Raw genomic sequence first — 17,680 nt, forward strand, 5'->3', positions numbered from 1 at the left:
CCGACGTGCCGGTTATCGTATGGCCAACGCAACGCCTTGGGGGTCGAATGATCGAGCTGTCCACGGTCATCAGAGAGCTCCGCGAGGAGCTGACGACGGCGATCGACGCGGCCAGGGACGAGTCGCTCCGGCTCGAACTCGGCGCGATCGAGCTCGAGATAAGCGTGGCGGTCACCCAGGAGGACGATCTGGGCGGCAAGGTGAAGTTCTGGGTGCTGGAGCTCGGCACCGACCTCAAGGACACGACGGCCTCGACGCAGCGCGTCAAGCTCACCCTTCAGCCCAGGCTCGGTGACGCCACGCCCTGGGTCGGTGGCAGGACCGAGCCGCGCGAGCGCTGACCGTGATCCCCGAGCGCGCCGCGGAGGTGATCGTCGACCTGCCGGGTGACACGGCCGGACGGCGGGGCTCCGGATACCTGGTCGCCACGGACCGGGTCCTCACCGCCGCGCACGTGGTGGCGGGCGCGGCGAAGATCCGGGTGCGGTTCGAGGCGGACCGGCCCGGCGAGTGGACGGCCACCATCGCCGAGGTGCGCAGCGCCCTCCCCGGCGCGGACGTCGCCGTACTCACCGTCGACGGCGCGCCCACGGAGCCCGTACGGTACGGCCGGATCGGTCACCGGGACGCCGTCCTGCAGTGCTCCAGCCTCGGTTTCCCCCGCTTCAAGCTGCGCCAGGACACCGGCGGGGTCTACCGGGACACCGCGCACGTCGTCGGCTCCGTCGCCGTCCTGGCCAACGCCAGGTCGGGCGCCTTAGAGCTCACCGTGCCCGCACCGCCCTCGGCCGAGCCCGGGCACTCCCCCTGGGAGGGCATGTCGGGCGCCCCGGTCTTCGCCGGGGAACACCTGATCGGCCTCGTGCACCAGCACCATCCCAAGGAGGGCACCGGCCGGCTGACCGCGCTCCGCGTGGACGGCTTCCCACCCGACCTGCGCGCGTTCCTGGACATTCCGGACGCCCTTCCGGACGTGCTGCCCCACGACCTCGGCGCGCTCACCGAGGCCACCTACGTCGCTCAGGTCAAGGACATCGCTCCGGAACGGCTCGTCCAGCGCGAGGACCATCTGGCCCGGCTGGTCGAGTTCTGCGCGGGCCCGGAGCCCTACCTCTGGCTGCGCGGCCGCCCATGGGCCGGGAAGACCGCGCTCACGTCGTGGTTCGTGCTCCACCCACCGGCCGGGGTGCGAGCCGCATCGTTCTTCGTCACCTCCCGCATGTCGGGCTATGCCGACGCGGAGGCGTTCCTCCAGGCGATGATCGAGCAGCTCGCCGTCATCGCGGGCCGTACCGAGGCCGTCGCCGGCACGCAGGTCGCCCGGCGCGGCCTGTTCCTCGACCTGCTCGACGCGGCGGCCCTCCGGTGCCGCGAGCGCGGTGAGCGGCTCCTGCTGGTCGTCGACGGGCTGGACGAGGACCAGGGCCGTAATCCGAGCATCGCCTACCTGCTGCCGAAGCGACCACCGGACGGCGTCCGCGTCCTGGTCAGCAGCCGGCCGCATCCCGGTGTGCCCAGTGACGTGTCCGGCGGGCACCCGCTGCACCACTGCCCCCGCTGGCAGCTCGACCCGACGCCGTACGCCCGGCACACCGAGGCCGAGGCCAGGCATGAGCTCGGCGAGCTGCTGCGCCGGCCCGAGATGGCCGGCGTCCTCGGGCTCATCGCCGCCTGCGGTGGCGGGCTCACCCTCTCCGATCTGATCGAGCTCACCGGTATGCCGCGGTTCAAGCTGAGCGGTCGGCTCGGCAGCGCGTTCGGGCGGAGCCTGCGCCTGCAGTCCCGTGAGGCGTCCGACAGGGTCTACCTCTTCGCTCATGAGACGTTGCGCGCCGAAGCCGAGGCGGCCCTGGGCGAAGCCGCTCTGCGAGCGCACCGGGAGCGGCTGCACCGCTGGGCGGAGGGCTACCGCGACCGTGGCTGGCCGGAGGACACCCCGAACTACCTGCTCCAGCCGTACGGGCGACAGCTGATCTTCCTGGCGGACCTGCCCCGGCTCTGCGCGCTCGCCACCGACCGCGCTCGGCAGGACCTGCTGCTGAGGCGTACCGGCTCGCACTACGTCTCCCTGACCGAGCTGAACACCGCGCTGAACCTCCTGGTACGCCAGAGCCGTCCGGACCTGTTGACGGCGGCACTGCTGGCCGAGGACCGGAGCCGGATCAGCGAGCGCGGGACCGTTCCCCCGGACCTGCCCGCGTTGTACGCCCGCCTCGGTCAGGTGGCACGGGCCCAGACCCTGGCCACGGTCAACGGCGGCTCCACGACGTACGCGCGGCTCGCCGTCACGCTGGCCGAGTCGGCCCCGGAGCGGGCAGGGCATGCCCTCAGCGCCGCCCTCTCGGCCGTACCCGCCGCCACCTCCGCGAACAGGGGGCGTCGTGCTCACCGCCTCATCGACCTGATCGTGCCGTGTTCCCTTCTCCGCCCGGGCGAGGTCCCGCACCTGGTCCGCGAGTGCGAGTCACTCATCGACCCGGACGACGGAAACGCACGCTACAAGCTCGTTGAGGCGCTGGTGGAAAGCGGGAACGTCGCAGCGGCCGAGCCGATCGCCCGCGGGATCGACGCCCCCGATACCTTCTGGAGGATCCGGGCTCTCACGGCCGTGGCGATGGGTCTGGAAGACGTCGACCTCACCCGGGCTCGCCGGCTGCTCGACGAGGCGGACCGGCTGGCCCGGTCCCCCGCGGAGGGCGGCGATTCCCCCGATGCGTACGACCTGATAGCGAAGGCCGCCACGCGCCTGGACCCCGATCGTCTTCCCTCGCTCGTGCGCCGGGCGTCGGACGCGCTCGAGTCTCGGGAGATCGGCCGGCCCGCCGCGATCCGGACGTTGATCGGGGCGGGCCGGCTCGACGAGGCGCAACGCGCCTTCGCCGAACTCACGGGCTTCGTCAGGGCGGTGACGGGTGAGGAACTGCTCGGCGGACTGCTGCGGGCGGGCCGGATGGAGGAGGCCGGGACGCTCATCGACGAGGAGCCGAATCCCGTGATCAAGAATCACTGGCTCTTTGAATTCGTCGAGAGACTCGCCGTGTCGGGGCACTCGGAGGAGGCGGTCCGCCGGGCAGCGGACGGCTACTTCGGCGCCGCCGCGCTCACCACGGTGGCCGGGGCGCTCGTCACCGCCGCTCCGGCCGAAGCCCTCCGCCTCGCCGATCAGGCCCTCCGCGCGGCCCATTCGACTCCGCACGTCCAGCACCGCGACGAAACGCTCGCGGCGCTCGCCGAATCGCTGGCCACCGACGACCCGTCCCGGGCGGCGCAGGCCGTTGCGGCGATGGACACGAAGGACTCATGGTCGGAGTCGGTCGCCGCCCGGACCTTCGCCGCCGCCGGTGACCTGGAGCGGACACTCGCCGTGCTGGACCGTTGTGACCAGCGTGACGCCGTGGCCGAGAACGCCATGTCGGCCGCCCTCCTCGGGGGCCGGATCACGGACGCGACGACGCTGGCCGGCGCGTCGTCCGACGACCTCGCCGGCGCCGTGCGCCGCCTGGGCGAGGCGCTGGTCAGCCGTCGCCGGCCGCGGCCGGCGACGAAGGCCGTCCAGGCGGCCCTCTTCGTCTGCGCGCGGTACGAGGGCCTCGAAAGACTGCGCATCCGGGCGGCCGTGCTCGCGGCGCTCGCCGACGCCGGGCTGCTCCGCCGCCCTCTGCGACTGCTCAAGCCGTTCCCGCCCGAGGAGCCCGCTGCGGATCCGGTCCTGGACTTCCGCTGGGTCGATCCCGGGCATGAGCGGCCGTGGTGGGCCATCGTGCCGGACCTGGGCGCGCTCGCGCGCGCGGTCGCCGCCCGCGATCCCGCGTCCGCCCGCCGTCTCGTGGAGATCGGGCGCAGTCGGATACCGGCCGAGTCCAACCGACATAGAACGGAATCGCTGGCGATGCTCGCGCTCGGACTGGCCCCGATCGCCCCTGAGGGCGCACAGGCGTTGGCGTGGAAGAGCCGGTCCGCGCTGGAGGGAGACTTTCCCGGTCATACGTCCGTCGGCGCCCTGCCGGACGTCATCCACGACACCGCTCACGTCTTCTGTGCCGTCGCCCTCGCTCGGACGGGGCTTCCGGGCGAGGCCGAAGCGGTCGCCCGGGTCGTCATCGACCCCGAGGAACGGGCGAGGGCGCTCGCCTACCTCGCGGAACTCCTCGCCGACCAGGATCGAAACCAGGCGGAGCGGATCACCGCCGATCTCCTCGGCGGCGAACACTGGCGTGCGGCGTTCTCCGCGCTCCGCGTACTGCGGCCCGACGCCCTTCGAGCCGTGCTCGACGCGGTCCTGACCCAGTCGCGGTCATGACCTCGTTCCGGCCACAATGAGACGCATGACCCAGGACGGCCCCGACGCGGCGAGTTGCCCCTGCGGGCTGCCCGCGACGTACGACGACTGCTGCGGGCGGTTCCACCGCGGGAACGCGAAGGCGCCGACCGCGGAGCGGCTGATGCGCTCGCGGTACGCCGCCTTCTGCGTCCAGGACGAGGCCTATCTCCTGCACACCTGGCACCCGTCGACGCGGCCGCCGCACATCGACTTCGACGAGACGCTCCGGTGGCAGCGCCTCGAGGTCCTCGGCACCTCCGGCGGGAGCTATCTCGACACCGACGGCACCGTCCGCTTCCGCGCCCACTACCTCCTGCGGAACCGCCCCGGGCACATGGAGGAGCACAGCCGCTTCGTCCTCCAGGACGGCGCCTGGCTCTACGTCGGCCCCCTCGCGTCCACGCCCCTGTTCGGGTCCGGTTCGCGACCGTAGAACGCGGCGAAGAAAATTCTGGCCGGGGTGTCGATTCGTCGCGTCGTCGTTCGACGCGTAGGTGACGGCCGGCCAACGCGTCCGGAACCCACCGGACCCGGCCCGAGACGACAAGGGAGACAGCCATGCGATTCCTGATGATGCACCGCCTCGACGAGCGCGCCCCGGAGGCCTGGAACCCCAGCCAGGAGTTCATCGCGAAGATGGGCGCGATGATCCAGGACTGGTCCGAGCGGGGCATCCTGATCACGGCCGAGGGCGTCCACCCCTCCGAGAAGGGCGCGCTGGTCCGCAAGGACCGGGGCGCGGCGACCAAGGTGACCGACGGGCCGTTCACCGAGGCCAAGGAGGTCATCGGCGGATTCGCGCTGATCAACGCCGAGGACCGGGCGCAGGCCGTGAGGTACGCCCAGGAGTACGCCGACCTGTTCGAGGAGATCGAGGTCGAGGTGCGGCAGGTCGTCGAGTTCGACGCCCTGCCCCAGTCCTGACCCGGCCGCCGACCGGGCGCCGGTCCGCTCCCGCCTGAGGAGCGGACCGCCCGGTCGACGCGGTGGTCGACCGGGCCGTGGCCGGGTGCGGCCTTACGGGATTCCGCCGGCGTTCGGCGTCAGAGCGCGACCGAGCCCGCCGGCGAGACCACCAGCCCGTAGATGATGAGAACGCAGAAGGCGATGACGATGATCGACCACACCGGGGAGGCGTTCAGGAAGGCGAATTGAGCGATGATGACGAGGGCGGCGAGCGCGATTCCCGGCGCCTTCGCCCACGGCTGTCTGGCGAGTATCGCACCGCCGACGACGAACTGCGCGATTCCCAGGATCAGCCAGATCACACCCCAGGCGGTGTAGTCGAAGAAGAGGAGCCTGCTCGCTGTGACCTGGTAATAGTCCCTCTTCAGGAGGGCGGCGAGGCCATCGAGAACGTTGAAGATGCCCGCTACGCAGACCATCAGGCCGGTGAATGACAACCAGCTCGATGTGACCGGTCCGCGGGACGTTCGATCTCCGACAGCACCCGACATGGCAGTCCTCTGTCGACAGACTTGTTCGAGAGCCGTCATCCCCAGCCTTCCACCGGCCCTAAACGGCAGGAGTCGCGCGATCGCCGATCCTTGGGGCGGTCTTGACGCGCGGCGGCCACCGGCCCGGAGCATCCACGGCGGTGCCGCGTTCCCGGTGCCGCGGAGCCCCGCTCACCGCGCCGTCGTCCGCCCGGGGCGGGCCGGGACGAGGGCGCTCCCCTCGTCCCCGCCGTCGAGCCTTCGCGCCACGCCGACCCGGCCCGCCCAGCGCACGCCCCCCCCCCGCCTGCCTCGGCACGCCCCGCGGACCCCTCCCGCCCCGCCCCCCCGCCCCGCCCCCCCGGCCGGTCATGCCAGGAGCGGGTGCCAGCCGTCGCGGTAGCGGACGCCGCCGCGGCGGAGCCGGACCTCGTCGTGCCAGGCCCCGGGGACCGGCTCGGTGAGGACCAGTTCGGGACGGTCCACGACGACGCACACGTCCTCGCCGGGCCACCACCAGCCGCACGAGCGCGCCAGCGCGGCCCAGTCGCCGAGCTGGTCGAGCTCGTCCGGCCCGTAGGAGGCCAGTCCGAGGCGGTGCAGCGTGTCGTAGTAGGCGATCCACGCCGCGTCCTGCTGCCCGTACCAGCACGCCGGTACGGGCCCCCTTCCGGCGAGCGTGGTCCGGACGGGGATGCGGAACCCGTGGGCGAGGCTCCGGTGCAGCCCGACGCGGACGCCCTGGTGCAGCACGACGCCCAGAGGAACTCCTGCGTCGAGCGCCTTGAGCGGCGGCAGTTCGGGCCAGGGCTCCTTGTTCTTGCCTCGCCGCACCGGCGACAGCTCCGGGTCGGTGTGGGCGACACCGGAACTGAGCGTGCCGCGCAGCTTCGCGGTGACCATGGCCAGGTCACTGGCGAGCGGTGGTGTTCCCCGCTGCCGGGGATCCCGGATCCGCGCGTACAGCGCATCGAGGGTGGGCAGTCCGGTGACGAGCGGCATCGCCTGTTCCGGAGAGTCCACCCAGAGGAACCGCGGGCGGGGACGGAGGATCCTCGCGTAGATCCTGGTCAGATGGTGTTCGGCGGTCCGCCGGTCGGCCGGTCGTGTCGACAGGCCGTACGCGAGCCACTCTCGCCTGATCTCGGCGGCTTCCTGCCACAGGCCGTACGCGCTGAGGTCGGCCTTCGGTTCGGCGGCGTCATGGCGCCGCGGGGGCGCGATCAAAGCGCCGGGGCGTCGCCGCCCTTTCGGTTGGTGATCATGCCTTGATGATGGCCCGCGCCCCGCGGTTCGCGCAACCCGTGTCCTATTCCATAACGGCCGCCTCGTGCAGGATCTCCGCGAGCGCGCCCGGCCGGTCGAACATCGGCCAGTGCCAGCCGGGCAGCTCCCGGTAGGCCCCGTCCTCGGCCGCCATGTGCCGGAAGGCGGGGACCGTGCCGATCATCGCCCGGACCTGTTCCACCCGGAAGCCGCACAGCACGTACCGGCGCGGGAGCTTCTCCCACGCGCCGGTCAACCGGACCGGGGTCGTGGCGGTGGGCCACGGCTGCGGCACCGACAGCCGCTCCAGCCGGTCGAGCACGTCGCCGGGCAGGTCGACCGCCGCTTCGGCGGCCAGTCGCGCCCACGGCGGGGGCGGCAGCTCCCGGCCGTGGCCCGCCGTGCGCACCAGCTCGGCGGTGCGGGCCTGTTCCTCCGGCGGAGCGAAGTCCGCCTGGGACATTCCGTCCGGCAGCGGGCCGGTGTCGACGAACACCAGACGGGAGATCCGGTCCGGCATCCGGTCCGCGACGCTCGGGACCACCACCGCGCCGGCGTAGCTGTGCCCGACCAGGACCACGTCGTGCAGATCCTCGTACCGGATCAGGTTGAGCACGTCGGTGACGTGCGTCTCCAGGTCCGTGTCGGGCCGGGCCAGGTGCGCCCGCTCGCCCATCCCGGTCAGGCTGAGCGGGTGGACCTCGTGCCCGCGGCCGCGCAGTTCGGCCGTCACCGAACGCCAGGCCCAGGCGCCCAGCCAGAACCCGGGGAGAAGTACGTAAGTCGCCATGACCGGCACGCTAGGCGGGATACAGGACGGAATCCGCCCGGTATGTGCGGCAGACTTCAGAGCATGGCCCGACCGACCGCCCGGGTGCTCGCCCTGCTGGAGATCCTGCAGGCCGGCGGCACCCGTACCGTCGCCGATCTCGCCGACCGGCTCGGCGTGGACGAGCGCACCGTCCGGCGTTACGTCGACCACCTGATCGACCTGGACGTCCCGGTCCGGTCGATACGCGGCCGGTACGGCGGTTACCGCCTCGCCCCCGGCTACCGGATGCCCCCGCTGATGCTCACCGACGAGGAGGCGCTGGCCGTACTGCTCGGCCTGGTCGCCGGCCGCCGGGCCGGGCTGGTGACCACGTCCGTCGCCGCGGCGGAGAGCGCCGCCGCGAAGGTGCGCCGGGTGCTGCCCGAGGCGCTCGGCCGCCGGCTGGAGGCCCTGCTGGCGACCGTGGAGTTCACCGCTCCGTCGCGTCCCGTGACGACCCCGGAGGCGGGCGTGCTCCTGGTGCTCGCGGAGGCCGCGCGGCACCGCAGGCCGGTCGCCCTCGGCTACAACTCCTGGGGCGGACGGCGCAGCGAACGCACCCTGCAGCCGTACGGGATCGTCCTCCATTCAGGGCGCTGGTACGTCACCGGGGCGGACTCGGCCAGCGGCGAGGTGCGCACGTTCCGGCTGGACCGGATCGAGACCGCGACGGCGTTGACGGGGTCGTTCGAGGTGCCCGAGGGGTTCGACCCGGCCGCCCGTGTGCTGTCCGGGCTCGCCGAGGTGCCGTACCTGCACGAGGTGTCGCTGCGCATCCAGGGCACCGCCGCGGAGGTACGCGCCCGGATCCCGGCCGGGATCGCGACGGTGGAGGATCTCGCGGCGGACCGTGACCTGCCGGAGCCCTGGGTACGGGTCCGGCTGCGGGCGGAGCGGCTCGAGTGGGTCGCCGCGATGCTCGCCTGGCTGGACCACCCGTTCGTGATCGAGTCCCCGGACGCTCTCCGCGACGACGTGCGCGCCCTGTCCCGCCGGCTCGCCGCCCGCGCCGACGCCCTTCCGGACGAGACCTCCCGTCCGACCGGGTGACCGGCGCGGATACCGGCGGGCCGGCCCCCGGCCGGGCGGCTGAGCTACCCCTCCGGGGCCGCCGTATCCCGGACGTCGGGCCCACGGCCGCCGACGTGACCGGCCCCGCCCGCACCGTGATCGCCGATCAGCCCCGGCTTCGCATGCCGTACGGCGTCATCATCAACGCGATCACGGCCACCAGGAGCACGACGGACAGGAAACCGACGATCCAGACGATCGTGAACCGGTCGGTTTTGATCTCGGCGTCGGGATTCTCCGTCCAGGCGACGTAGGCCTTGATCATCCGCTTGCGCACGGGGAGCAGGGCGATCGGGATGGAGACGCACACGACGCTGTAGAGGAACAGGACCGGTGCCGTCGGTCCGGCATCGAGCAGGTTGGTCGCCATGACGCCGCCCATGAACACCGGAGTCGTCATGGAGACCACCCGTCTCGCCTGCCGCCTCTGCCGTCCCGACGCGCTCCCTCGCCCGCCGACGAGCTCCATGCCGACGAGCAACGACCGCAGACCGACGGCGAAGAGGACCGTCGCCGCGGCCGCGATCAGCGACCAGCCGAACTGGGAGATCGAGAACAAGCAATCCTCACTTCACCGCGGCCGCGCGCCTCACCGAATCGGGCGCGCGGTCATGACCGTGGATTGGACGACGGCGCCGCGCTCGCGGTTCCGGATCGACCGCGGGGATCTCCTACCGCCGGTAGGGATCACCGTCGGGCAACCAGGCGTCCGGCTCGTGGATGCCGAGGTCGCCGACGCCCTCGGTGAGGGCGTCCACGGTCGCGAGCACGGCCGCGCGGACCTCGTCGCGCCGCCAGACGAGCGACCAGGTCCAGTAGACCTTCGGGGCGATCACCGGGCGCTGGACGAGGTCCGGTGGCAGCGGGGCCGTCTGGCCCTTGGGCGAGTTCAGGATCGGACGCCGGCTGCGGCGGACGTGCTCGAAGAAGGCGGGGCCGGTGATCCCACCGTCGGAGATGCGCACTGCGCGGGCCCCGGTGTCGCGGGCGAGTTCTTCGGCGAAGGAGTTCCACGACTCCCAGGACGTGGTGTCGTCGTCGAGGAGGACGACGGTGTCCTCGGCCCGGACCTCGCCGGTGTCTCCTCCCGTGGAGACCGCGTAGAGCCGGTCGGCGCCGAGCAACCGGGCTCGCAGGCCATGGTCGGCGAGGTCCGTCGTCCGTACCCAGCACACCGCGAGGTCCAGGCCGCCGTCGGCGACCCGGCCGGCCTGGGCGTGGGACGGAACGATCCACGTGTCGACGCGCAGTTCGGCCACCGCGGAGGCGCGGGCGGTCAGGTCGGCGGGCACCCAGTTGACGTAGCCGAGCCGCACCGTCTCGGAGCCGGAGATCCGGCCCGCGCGCCGTCGCAGGTCGTCGGCCCGTTCGAGCAGGTCGCGGATGTGCGGCAGCAGGGCCGCGCCGGCCGGCGTGAGGGCCACCGAGCGGCGGTCGCGGTCGAACAGGCGTACGCCGAGGTCCCGCTCCAGCGCTTTGATCTGCTGCGACAGGGAAGGCCCGGCGATCAGCAACCGCTCGGCGGCCCGGCCGAAGTGCAGCTCCTCGGCGACCGCGACGAAGTACCGCAACTGGCGCAACTCCACCCTCGCCATGGTAGGGCTCTGGGAGGTTCCGCCTACCAGCAGCGAGGATGCCGGTCGTGGCGCCGGCCCCGGTCACGTGTGCACCCTGGAGCCATGGAAACGGCCATGAAGGAGTTCCTCGTACAGATCACTACGAGTGTCCCCGAGGGCACCGACCCGGCCGAGGTCGAGCGCCGCCGCGCCGCCGAAGCCGTACGGGCCGGGGAGCTCGCCGCCACCGGCCACCTGGTCCGGCTCTGGCGTCCGGTCGGCGAACTGCGCAGCGTCGGCATCTGGCGCGCCACCGACGAGACCGAACTGCACGAGAAGGTCCTGGGGACCCTGCCCCTGTGGGAATGGATGACCTTCACGGTCACCCCCCTGACGCCGCACCCCAACGACCCGGGCGGCCACGGCACCGCCGGCTGACCACGAGACGCCCCTTCCCCCTGTGGCCCGCGCCGTCGCCCCCGCACGGCGAAGGGCCGCTCTTCGGCTCCCCGTCTCCTCCCCGGCGGCGGGGAGCCGGTGTCCTCCACTCCCCTCACCGAGGAACGTGCCCGTGTCCACGGCTTTTCCGCGCCGTCGAACCGTCCCGTCCGGTGCCGTGCACCGCTCGACCTGGATCCACGTGTTCCAGGCGGCCGCCGCGCTGGCGGCGGGGATGGGCGTCGGCCGCTTCGTCTACACCCCGATCCTTCCCCTGATGCACGCCCAGGCCGGCCTGTCGGCGGGGAACGGCGCGGACCTGGCCACCGCGAACTACGTCGGATACCTGGCCGGTGCCCTCCTCGGCATCGTCCTTCCCCGGCTGACGCGCTCCCCGGCCGTCCTGCGCGGCTCCCTGCTGGTGATGACGGCCGCGCTCGCCGCGATGCCATCGACGCACAGCACCGCGGTATGGCTGGCCCTGCGGCTGTTCGCCGGCGCGGCCAGCGCGCTGATCTTCGTCATCACCGTGAGTTCGCTGCTCGGCCGGCTGCGCGGCCACTCCGCGCACCTGGTCGGCTGGGCGTTCGGCGGTGTCGGCGCCGGCATCGCCCTGTCCGGCCTCCTGGTACTGATCCTCCGCTCGCTCGCCGACTGGCGGGCCGCCTGGTGGGCCTCGGCCGGCCTGGCCGCGCTGTTGACCGCCGCCTCCTGGACCCTCCGGCCCGAACCGGCGCCGCAGGCCGGCCCGGCAGCCCCGACCGACCCGGCGTCGCAGCTCGAACCGGCGACCCGGTCCGAATCCGCGCCGCGGCCGGACCCGGCACCCCGGCCGGACCCGGCACCCCGGCCGGACCCGGCATCCCGGCCGGACCCGGCGCCCCGGCCGGGCGCCTCCGCAGGAGAGCAGGTGAGCGGCCCGCGCACCCACCGCTGGTTCACCGCGCTCTTCGCGTCGTACACGCTGGAGGGCATCGGCTACATCATCGCCGGGACGTTCCTGGTCGCCGCGGTCGAGCAGGGCTCCCCCGGCTGGATCGGCGGCTGCGCGTGGGTGCTGGTCGGCCTGGCGGCCGTTCCCTCATCCGCGTTCTGGGCGTGGTCGGGCCGGCGCTGGTCCCGGCCCGATCTCCTGATCGCGGCGCTGGCCGTGCAGGCCGTCGGCATCGCCCTGCCCGCTCTGATCGGCGGGGTCGCGGCGGCGCTGCTGTCGGCGCTCCTCTTCGGCGCGACGTTCCTCGGCGTCAGCACGATCACGCTGGCCGCAGGCGCCCACCTGCGGTTCCCCCGCTCGGTCGCGCTGCTGACCGCGGGATACTCCGTCGGGCAGATCCTCGGCCCGCTGGCCGTCACGCCGCTGCTGCACCACGGCTACCACCAGGCCCTGCTCCTGGCGGCCGTCGTCGTCCTGGCCGCCGCGACCGCCGCCGCCGTCCTCCGGGTCGGCTTCCCGCATCACATGCCCGCGCTCGGCCATCCGGCACCGCGTTCGTGACCTCCGCGGGTGTTCGGCACCGAGCTCGGGGGCGCGGCGTTCGCCTGCGGATCCTTACGGTGTGGCGCCGGGCGGACCATTCTCACCCCGGCGCCTCGACGGCCGCGCCCATCCCCCGCGACTCGGCGACGGCCACCGCCGCGCGCACCAGCGCGGCCACGGCACGGCTGCGGGACCGCTCCGGCCAGGCGATCACCAGCGAGGCGGGAGGACAGTCCTCGACGGGGACGTACGCCACCGCCCTCCGGGGATACCGCGCGGCGACCGAACTCGGCAGCAGGGTCGTCGCCGCGCCGAGGCCGACGAGCGCGAGCAACTGCGCGAGGTCCTGCACGCCGTGCGCGCCGATGTCGCGCTCCGCTCGTTCGTCGACCTCCTCGGGGCCGATCCCGAGGTCGGCGAGCCGTACGCGGGAGGCCCCGGCGAGGGCGTGGTCCGCGGGCAGCGCCGCCACGCGGGGCTCGACCGCGACCACGTCCGCGTCGATGCCGCCCGGATCGTACGGCGCGAACATCAGCGCGGCGTCGGCCTCACCCGTCCGCAGCAGCCGCGAGTGCTCCCGCCACCCGCACAGCCGTACGGCGACGGGCCCGGCGTCGGGCTCGTCCGCCGTCGCGGCGAGGATGTCCTCGAGCAGGCCGCCGTCGGCATCCGCCTTGACCGCGAGCAGCACGCTCCGATGCGGCGCCGAGGCCCGTACGGCACGGCGGACCGCCGCGTCGAGCGCCTCCAGGGCCGGCCGCGCGTGAGCCAGCAGTACGGCGCCGGGCTCGGTCAGCTCGACCACGCGCGTGGAGCGCTCGAACAGCCGCACGCCGAGCTCGGTCTCGAGGTTGCGGATCGCCCGCGACAGCGCGGGCCCGGCGATGCCGAGCCGCGCCGCGGCGCGCGTGAAGTTGCGTTCCTCCGCGACCGCGACGAAGTACCGCAGGGCTCGGGACTCCGCCGGCATGCCTCTCACACTATTGCCCGATCGGCACCGTGATTGCTGCCTTCTCGTTCATGGTCGGTGCCGGATCGGTCCTTCTCCGGGGCATCGCCTCCCCTGCAGGCTGATGCGACGGCGTTCATACCGCGGAACGGAGAAACAGCATGCGAGCAATCCTCATCGAGCGATTCGGTGAGACGCCGGCCCTCAGGGAGGTGCCCGTCCCCGAGCCCGGCGGCGGCGAGGTGCAGGTCGCCGTCGAGGCGGCGTCGACCAACCCGCTGGACCTGGCCATCGCCTCCGGGGCGCTGGCGGCGCTCGGGGAGTACCGGTTCCCGCTGACGCTCGGCATGGACGGCGCGGGGACCGTGACCGCGATCGGCGACGGCGTCACGGAGTTCGACGTGGGGGATCGCGTCTTCGGCCAGTTCTGGAGCAGTCCGCTGCGGTCCGGCACCTTCGCGGAGGTCGCCGTGGTGCAGGCGGTGCCCGCGCTCGGCGCGCTGGCGCGCATCCCGGACGAGTTGCCGAGCGACGTGGCCGCCGCACTGCCGACCGCCGGCATGACCGCGCTCGGCACGCTCGACGTCATGCGGGTACCCGAGGGCGGCACCCTGGTCGTCCTCGGCGCGACGGGAGGCGTCGGCACCTTCGCGGTCCAGGCCGCCGCCGCCCGTGGAATCCGCGTCATCGCCACGGCCTCCGCCCAGGTCGCGGAGGAGGTACGGAAGCTGGGCGCCGCCGAGGTCGTCGTACGCGGCGCGGAGCCCCTCGACCGGGCGCTGCGGAGGCTCGCGCCGGAGGGCGTCGACGCGATCCTCGACACCGTCGGCGACCGCTCCCTCACGAGCGGCGTGGCCGGTGCCGTACGGGACGGCGGAGCGCTGCTGTCGATCGCCCTCGGCGTGGAGGAGAAGCTCCTCGCCGACGAACGCATCCGTGCCGCCGACTACCGGCTCGATCGCAAACCCGAGCGGCTCGCCGAGCTGACGAGGCTCGTCACCGCGGGCACCATCCGGCCCGTCATCGGCGCGAGGCTCTCCTTGGAGGAGGCGCCGCGCGCCCTCACCGGCGGCATCCGCCCCACGGGCATGCGCGGCAAGACCGTCCTCCGGGTGCGCTGACCTCCGGATCCGCCCCCGGCCCGCGGAGACGCGTCGCAGCCGCGACCGACGGTGCGAGGCGATCGTTCCGACGGGTCATCGCGGGGCGGGCCGGTGAGAACGGCCTGCCCCGGCCGACCGCGTCCCGGCCGGTGCCTGCCACCGGGACGCGGATGCGGACGGCCGGAGGCGGGTCAGGAGACGCTCAGCGCGGTGTCGTCGAGAACGAACGAGGTCTGCAGCTGGGATCCCTCGGTGCCGGTGAACTTCACGGTGACGGTCTGGCCCGCGTAGGCGGCGAGACTGTAACTGTGCTGCTGGTAGCCGGTGGCGGCGTTGAGGTTGGAGAAGGTCGCCAGGGTGGACAGCACGGTGCCCGAACCGTTGAGCACTTGGACCTTCAGGGTGTCGTAGGCGGTCGAGGTGGACGTCTCGGCCGTGTCGATGTGCAGCCAGAAGCTGAGCGAGGCGGTCGAGCAGGTCGCCGGCACGGTCACGGTTTGGGAGAGTGTGTCGGTGTTGGCCGTCCCGTAGCCGTTGAGCCAGGCGTCGTAGGCGCCCGTACGGGGCGGCTCGCCGGAGGAGGTGCCGATGACGCCCGAGGTGGCCGTCCAGCCGGCGCCGGCGCCGGACTCGAAACCGGGGTTGGTGAGCAGTTGCGCCGGGGTACACGAGGAGGTCGGCGTCGGGGTCGGGGTCGGCGTGGTGGTGCTGCCGGCGCCGGCGAGCCACTCGGTCGCGTTCAGGCCGAGTTGCGCGTCGGTCGCTTTGGCGTCGTTCCAGCCGTTGTACAGGGTGTTGCCGGACTGACCGGTGCCATCGTCGATGTCGGAGCTGTCACCCCAGAAAGCGACCCGGCCCTTGCCGAAGGTGCTGGTGGCGAAGAAGGCCCCCGTGGTCCCGCCCGGCGTCGCGGTGGTCACGTAGAGCAGGCCTTTGACGCCTGCGTTGTCGGCCGGGTGCAGGGTCGCGGTGGTGCCGTTGTACAGCGCGCCCGCCGTCACGGTTCCGTACGGGCCGTGCAGGACCGGGTCGGTGCTGTCGGCGATGGCGGTCGGGTAGCCGCTGGCGATGTTGAGAAGATCGACGCTGAATCCGAACGGGTCCGTGCTGTCGACCGTGTTGTTGGTCATCAGATCATTGATGATCTTCGGTGAGTCGGCGCCGTCGTTGTTGCGGTCGCTGCCGGTGTGGTCGGAGATCAGGAACAGCCCGCCGCCGTTCTTGACGAACGTCATCACCGCCGTCTTCTCGGCCGTGCTGAGCAGGACGTTGGGCTCGGGCAGCACGAACTCGTCGAAGTTCGACAGGTCCTGGGGGTTGGAGGAGTCGCCATAGGTGATCGTCTTGCCGGGGCCGAGGGTGTCGAGGGTGTAGTTCCCGGTCTTCTGCAGGGCCACCCCCCAGGCCGAGATGGCGCCGGTCCAGTCCGTCTCGACCGTCGGCGAGGCCTTCTGCGCCGTCGGGTCGGGAATGCTCGTGCTGATGATCCAGTCGGCGTTTCCCGCAGTCTCGGCCTTGCTGTCGTCGAACAGCACACGGTGCTTCGTCACCGCCGCCGCCGGATGAGAGTTCGCGACGGCCACGAGCGTCACGGCGGCGAAGGTGAGGGCGGCGACGACGAGCGCGGTGATCGCGCCGAGCGGACGTGACCTGGTCGTACGGGAGGGGATGGCGGGGAGGTGGGGCATCCGAAGCGCCTCTCAGGCGGAGATGAGACGTCCTGAGAGTAAATTCAATGCGCGGCGCAGTCCACGGATTCGATGACGGCCGTTGACGCTCGCGGAAAGTGCGTCAAAGGTACGTGCCACGACCGCAGGCGGTGCGGGTCGTAAGCCGGTGGGCCTCCTGCCGGATGGTGAAGCGGCCGCCTATGGCGGCCATGCGGATACGCCGCCGCGACGCCTCAGGAGGTGCGGCGTGCCGCACGCATCGGGAGCCAGACGGCGAGAGCCATGATGGCCATCGCGAGAGGGACGTGGATCGCGGTCAGGGTGTCCTTGCTCGCGTCGCGGATCTGCCCGCCGAGGTAGGACTCCACGACGATGAGGACGATGAAGATCAGGCCGCCGATCCACAGGTCCTTTCGCGCGCGTCGCTTCCAGAGCGCATAGGCGGTACCCAGAACCGCGAAGGCAAGAGCCACATCCGCGCCCCGGGCATGAACATCGATCCAGCTTCCGGCGGCGTCGCGCCGCCCGTCGTGTTCGAGGAAGATCCCGGCCCACAGGCCCTGGAGGAGGACCGCGAGCGCGGATATGCCCATCAGGACGCTGAACGCGGTGTTGCGGGCGGAGGAGACGACCTGGGAATCGGTCCGAGTCGTCGCCTGCTCTGTGCTTCTGCTCATGTCGGGCTCGCAATCTTGTGCGGGGGCAGCGCCTGGAGAACCGTCGCCCGTGTTCCCAGTGTCAGGTGTGGCGGTGAAGCGCAGGTTGATGCTGTTCGATCCGCGATCGTACTCTTCACGTACGAGCGCGGAGATCTGGGCTCCTGGGAGATGCGGCGAGGCTCGTACCGGTCCTGTCCGGCTCGGCCCACTCTCACGCGCCGGGCCGGGGCCTCCGGCCCATACGGTGCAGCAGCCGTTCCTGCCGCGACGCGTCGTGAGCGAGCGTTCCACCGGGGGCGGCGAAGAATCGATGCGTCGTCTCGGCCGCGACGGGTGTCTCCGACAGCCCGGCGTAGATCTCTTCGAGTGACTCATCGATCCAGGCCACCAGGCCGGCGTCCAGCCGGTCATCGGCGCCGACGGCCCGCGCCAGATCCCACGTATGGATGGCGCTGTCCGTGGTCCGCACCGCGAGCGCCTGACGGCCGGTCACCTTCCCCAACGGGTAGTCGAGAACACGATCGAACGCACCCGGCGCGGCGAACGCTCCGGCGCACTCCTCGACGGACCGGAGGTAGGCGCCGACCGGATCCGTGCCCAGCGCGTCGGCGTCCCGGAGGCGGAGGAACTCCGCACGGGTGGCGCCCTGGAGGAGACGGACGTAGTTGAGGTTCCCGGCGGTCATGTGATTGACCAACTGGCGTACGTTCCACTCCGTACAGGGCGTCGGCCAGGCCCATTGCTCGGGCCGCACCTCGCGGAGCCTCGCCTCGAATCCCGCGCCGGCGAGGAGAAACCGATCCATCACCATGTCGAAAGCGCCACCCATACGACACAAGTGTGCGCGTCCCTCGCCGCCGAGACCGGCAGATATGCGACGTCATCCTGGTCTTCGCCGGAAACGGCACCACGAAGGACGTCGA

The 17,680-nt window shown here is 72.4% G+C and carries 17 protein-coding genes; 8 read left to right on the plus strand and 9 right to left on the minus strand.

Translation table 11 applies throughout. The features are described 5' to 3' along the window. Positions 1-47 precede the first annotated feature (47 nt). The 4 genes from NDW01_RS07345 (at position 48) to NDW01_RS07360 (ending at position 5,245) form a co-directional block, all read left to right on the plus strand. Positions 48-341 carry a trypco2 family protein gene (locus NDW01_RS07345; RefSeq protein WP_252817981.1) on the plus strand — a complete coding sequence of 98 codons (294 nt, stop codon included), beginning with the start codon at positions 48-50 and terminating at the stop codon, positions 339-341. 2 nt (positions 342-343) lie between these two features. Continuing rightward, positions 344-4,300 (plus strand): S1 family peptidase, encoded by a 3,957-nt coding sequence (locus NDW01_RS07350; protein WP_252817984.1) that lies wholly within the window; start codon positions 344-346, stop codon positions 4,298-4,300. 25 nt (positions 4,301-4,325) lie between these two features. Further along, entirely contained in the window at positions 4,326-4,754 is a 429-nt protein-coding gene (locus tag NDW01_RS07355; protein WP_252817988.1) for a YchJ family protein, read from the plus strand. A gap of 125 nt (positions 4,755-4,879) precedes the next feature. Next, positions 4,880-5,245: a YciI family protein gene (locus NDW01_RS07360; protein ID WP_252817989.1), complete on the plus strand. Its 366-nt coding sequence runs from the start codon at positions 4,880-4,882 to the stop codon at positions 5,243-5,245. Between the two features lie 119 nt (positions 5,246-5,364). Here the strand turns inward: NDW01_RS07360 and NDW01_RS07365 are convergent, their stop codons facing one another. The 3 genes from NDW01_RS07365 to NDW01_RS07375 form a co-directional block, all read right to left on the minus strand. Next, positions 5,365-5,724, minus strand: a complete 360-nt coding sequence (locus NDW01_RS07365) for a DUF7144 family membrane protein (protein ID WP_252817991.1) — start codon at positions 5,722-5,724, stop codon at positions 5,365-5,367. Positions 5,725-6,126: 402 nt separating this feature from the next. Continuing rightward, the gene (locus NDW01_RS07370; RefSeq protein WP_252817994.1) at positions 6,127-6,984 is read right to left on the minus strand and encodes a DUF6745 domain-containing protein; all 858 of its coding nucleotides are present in this window, start codon (positions 6,982-6,984) and stop codon (positions 6,127-6,129) included. Positions 6,985-7,066: 82 nt separating this feature from the next. Beyond that, positions 7,067-7,813 carry an alpha/beta fold hydrolase gene (locus tag NDW01_RS07375; protein WP_252817997.1) on the minus strand — a complete coding sequence of 249 codons (747 nt, stop codon included), beginning with the start codon at positions 7,811-7,813 and terminating at the stop codon, positions 7,067-7,069. 63 nt (positions 7,814-7,876) lie between these two features. Here NDW01_RS07375 and NDW01_RS07380 point away from each other — a divergent pair, with 63 nt between their 5' ends. Continuing rightward, positions 7,877-8,884 carry a helix-turn-helix transcriptional regulator gene (locus tag NDW01_RS07380; protein ID WP_252818000.1) on the plus strand — a complete coding sequence of 336 codons (1,008 nt, stop codon included), beginning with the start codon at positions 7,877-7,879 and terminating at the stop codon, positions 8,882-8,884. A gap of 127 nt (positions 8,885-9,011) precedes the next feature. On the opposite strand, the gene NDW01_RS07385 is transcribed toward NDW01_RS07380, so the two are convergent. Together NDW01_RS07385 and NDW01_RS43495 are read right to left on the minus strand one after the other, a co-directional pair. After that, on the minus strand, positions 9,012-9,464 hold the full coding sequence (locus tag NDW01_RS07385) for a hypothetical protein (protein ID WP_252818002.1): 453 nt from the start codon (positions 9,462-9,464) through the stop codon (positions 9,012-9,014). A 112-nt stretch (positions 9,465-9,576) separates the two neighbouring features. Then, positions 9,577-10,491 carry a LysR family transcriptional regulator gene (locus NDW01_RS43495; RefSeq protein WP_406567697.1) on the minus strand — a complete coding sequence of 305 codons (915 nt, stop codon included), beginning with the start codon at positions 10,489-10,491 and terminating at the stop codon, positions 9,577-9,579. A gap of 93 nt (positions 10,492-10,584) precedes the next feature. Between NDW01_RS43495 and NDW01_RS07395 the strand changes: the two genes are divergently transcribed. Beyond that, positions 10,585-10,899: a muconolactone Delta-isomerase family protein gene (locus NDW01_RS07395; RefSeq protein WP_252818005.1), complete on the plus strand. Its 315-nt coding sequence runs from the start codon at positions 10,585-10,587 to the stop codon at positions 10,897-10,899. A gap of 133 nt (positions 10,900-11,032) precedes the next feature. Next, complete coding sequence (locus tag NDW01_RS07400; protein ID WP_252818007.1) at positions 11,033-12,394, plus strand: YbfB/YjiJ family MFS transporter; 1,362 nt, start codon at positions 11,033-11,035, stop codon at positions 12,392-12,394. Between the two features lie 82 nt (positions 12,395-12,476). On the opposite strand, the gene NDW01_RS07405 is transcribed toward NDW01_RS07400, so the two are convergent. After that, on the minus strand, positions 12,477-13,346 hold the full coding sequence (locus NDW01_RS07405; RefSeq protein ID WP_305883757.1) for a LysR family transcriptional regulator: 870 nt from the start codon (positions 13,344-13,346) through the stop codon (positions 12,477-12,479). A gap of 140 nt (positions 13,347-13,486) precedes the next feature. Between NDW01_RS07405 and NDW01_RS07415 the strand changes: the two genes are divergently transcribed. Further along, positions 13,487-14,446 carry an NADP-dependent oxidoreductase gene (locus NDW01_RS07415; protein ID WP_252818010.1) on the plus strand — a complete coding sequence of 320 codons (960 nt, stop codon included), beginning with the start codon at positions 13,487-13,489 and terminating at the stop codon, positions 14,444-14,446. A gap of 173 nt (positions 14,447-14,619) precedes the next feature. Here NDW01_RS07415 and NDW01_RS43500 read toward each other — a convergent pair whose 3' ends face one another. From NDW01_RS43500 to NDW01_RS07430, 3 genes are all read right to left on the minus strand, one after another. After that, positions 14,620-16,116, minus strand: coding sequence for a hypothetical protein (locus NDW01_RS43500; RefSeq protein WP_305883758.1), 1,497 nt, complete (start codon positions 16,114-16,116; stop codon positions 14,620-14,622). Positions 16,117-16,331: 215 nt separating this feature from the next. Next, on the minus strand, positions 16,332-16,775 hold the full coding sequence (locus NDW01_RS07425) for a hypothetical protein (protein ID WP_252818013.1): 444 nt from the start codon (positions 16,773-16,775) through the stop codon (positions 16,332-16,334). A gap of 193 nt (positions 16,776-16,968) precedes the next feature. Next, positions 16,969-17,586: a TIGR03086 family metal-binding protein gene (locus tag NDW01_RS07430; protein ID WP_252818014.1), complete on the minus strand. Its 618-nt coding sequence runs from the start codon at positions 17,584-17,586 to the stop codon at positions 16,969-16,971. Between the last annotated feature and the right edge of the window lie 94 nt (positions 17,587-17,680).

The organism is Actinoallomurus soli (assembly GCF_024055715.1).
GTDB classification, from domain to species: Bacteria; Actinomycetota; Actinomycetes; order Streptosporangiales; family Streptosporangiaceae; genus Actinoallomurus; species Actinoallomurus soli.

Bases quoted from the DNA above. Each gene is read 5' to 3' on its own strand.
- NDW01_RS07345 (WP_252817981.1), top strand. From the start codon at position 48: ATGATCGAGCTGTCCACGGTCATCAGAGAGCTCCGCGAGGAGCTGACG.
- NDW01_RS07355 (WP_252817988.1), top strand. From the start codon at position 4,326: ATGACCCAGGACGGCCCCGACGCGGCGAGTTGCCCCTGCGGGCTGCCC.
- NDW01_RS07360 (WP_252817989.1), top strand. From the start codon at position 4,880: ATGCGATTCCTGATGATGCACCGCCTCGACGAGCGCGCCCCGGAGGCC.
- NDW01_RS07375 (WP_252817997.1), bottom strand. From the start codon at position 7,813: ATGGCGACTTACGTACTTCTCCCCGGGTTCTGGCTGGGCGCCTGGGCC.
- NDW01_RS07380 (WP_252818000.1), top strand. From the start codon at position 7,877: ATGGCCCGACCGACCGCCCGGGTGCTCGCCCTGCTGGAGATCCTGCAG.
- NDW01_RS07395 (WP_252818005.1), top strand. From the start codon at position 10,585: ATGGAAACGGCCATGAAGGAGTTCCTCGTACAGATCACTACGAGTGTC.
- NDW01_RS07405 (WP_305883757.1), bottom strand. From the start codon at position 13,346: ATGCCGGCGGAGTCCCGAGCCCTGCGGTACTTCGTCGCGGTCGCGGAG.
- NDW01_RS07415 (WP_252818010.1), top strand. From the start codon at position 13,487: ATGCGAGCAATCCTCATCGAGCGATTCGGTGAGACGCCGGCCCTCAGG.
- NDW01_RS43500 (WP_305883758.1), bottom strand. From the start codon at position 16,116: ATGCCCCACCTCCCCGCCATCCCCTCCCGTACGACCAGGTCACGTCCG.
- NDW01_RS07425 (WP_252818013.1), bottom strand. From the start codon at position 16,775: ATGAGCAGAAGCACAGAGCAGGCGACGACTCGGACCGATTCCCAGGTC.
- NDW01_RS07430 (WP_252818014.1), bottom strand. From the start codon at position 17,586: ATGGGTGGCGCTTTCGACATGGTGATGGATCGGTTTCTCCTCGCCGGC.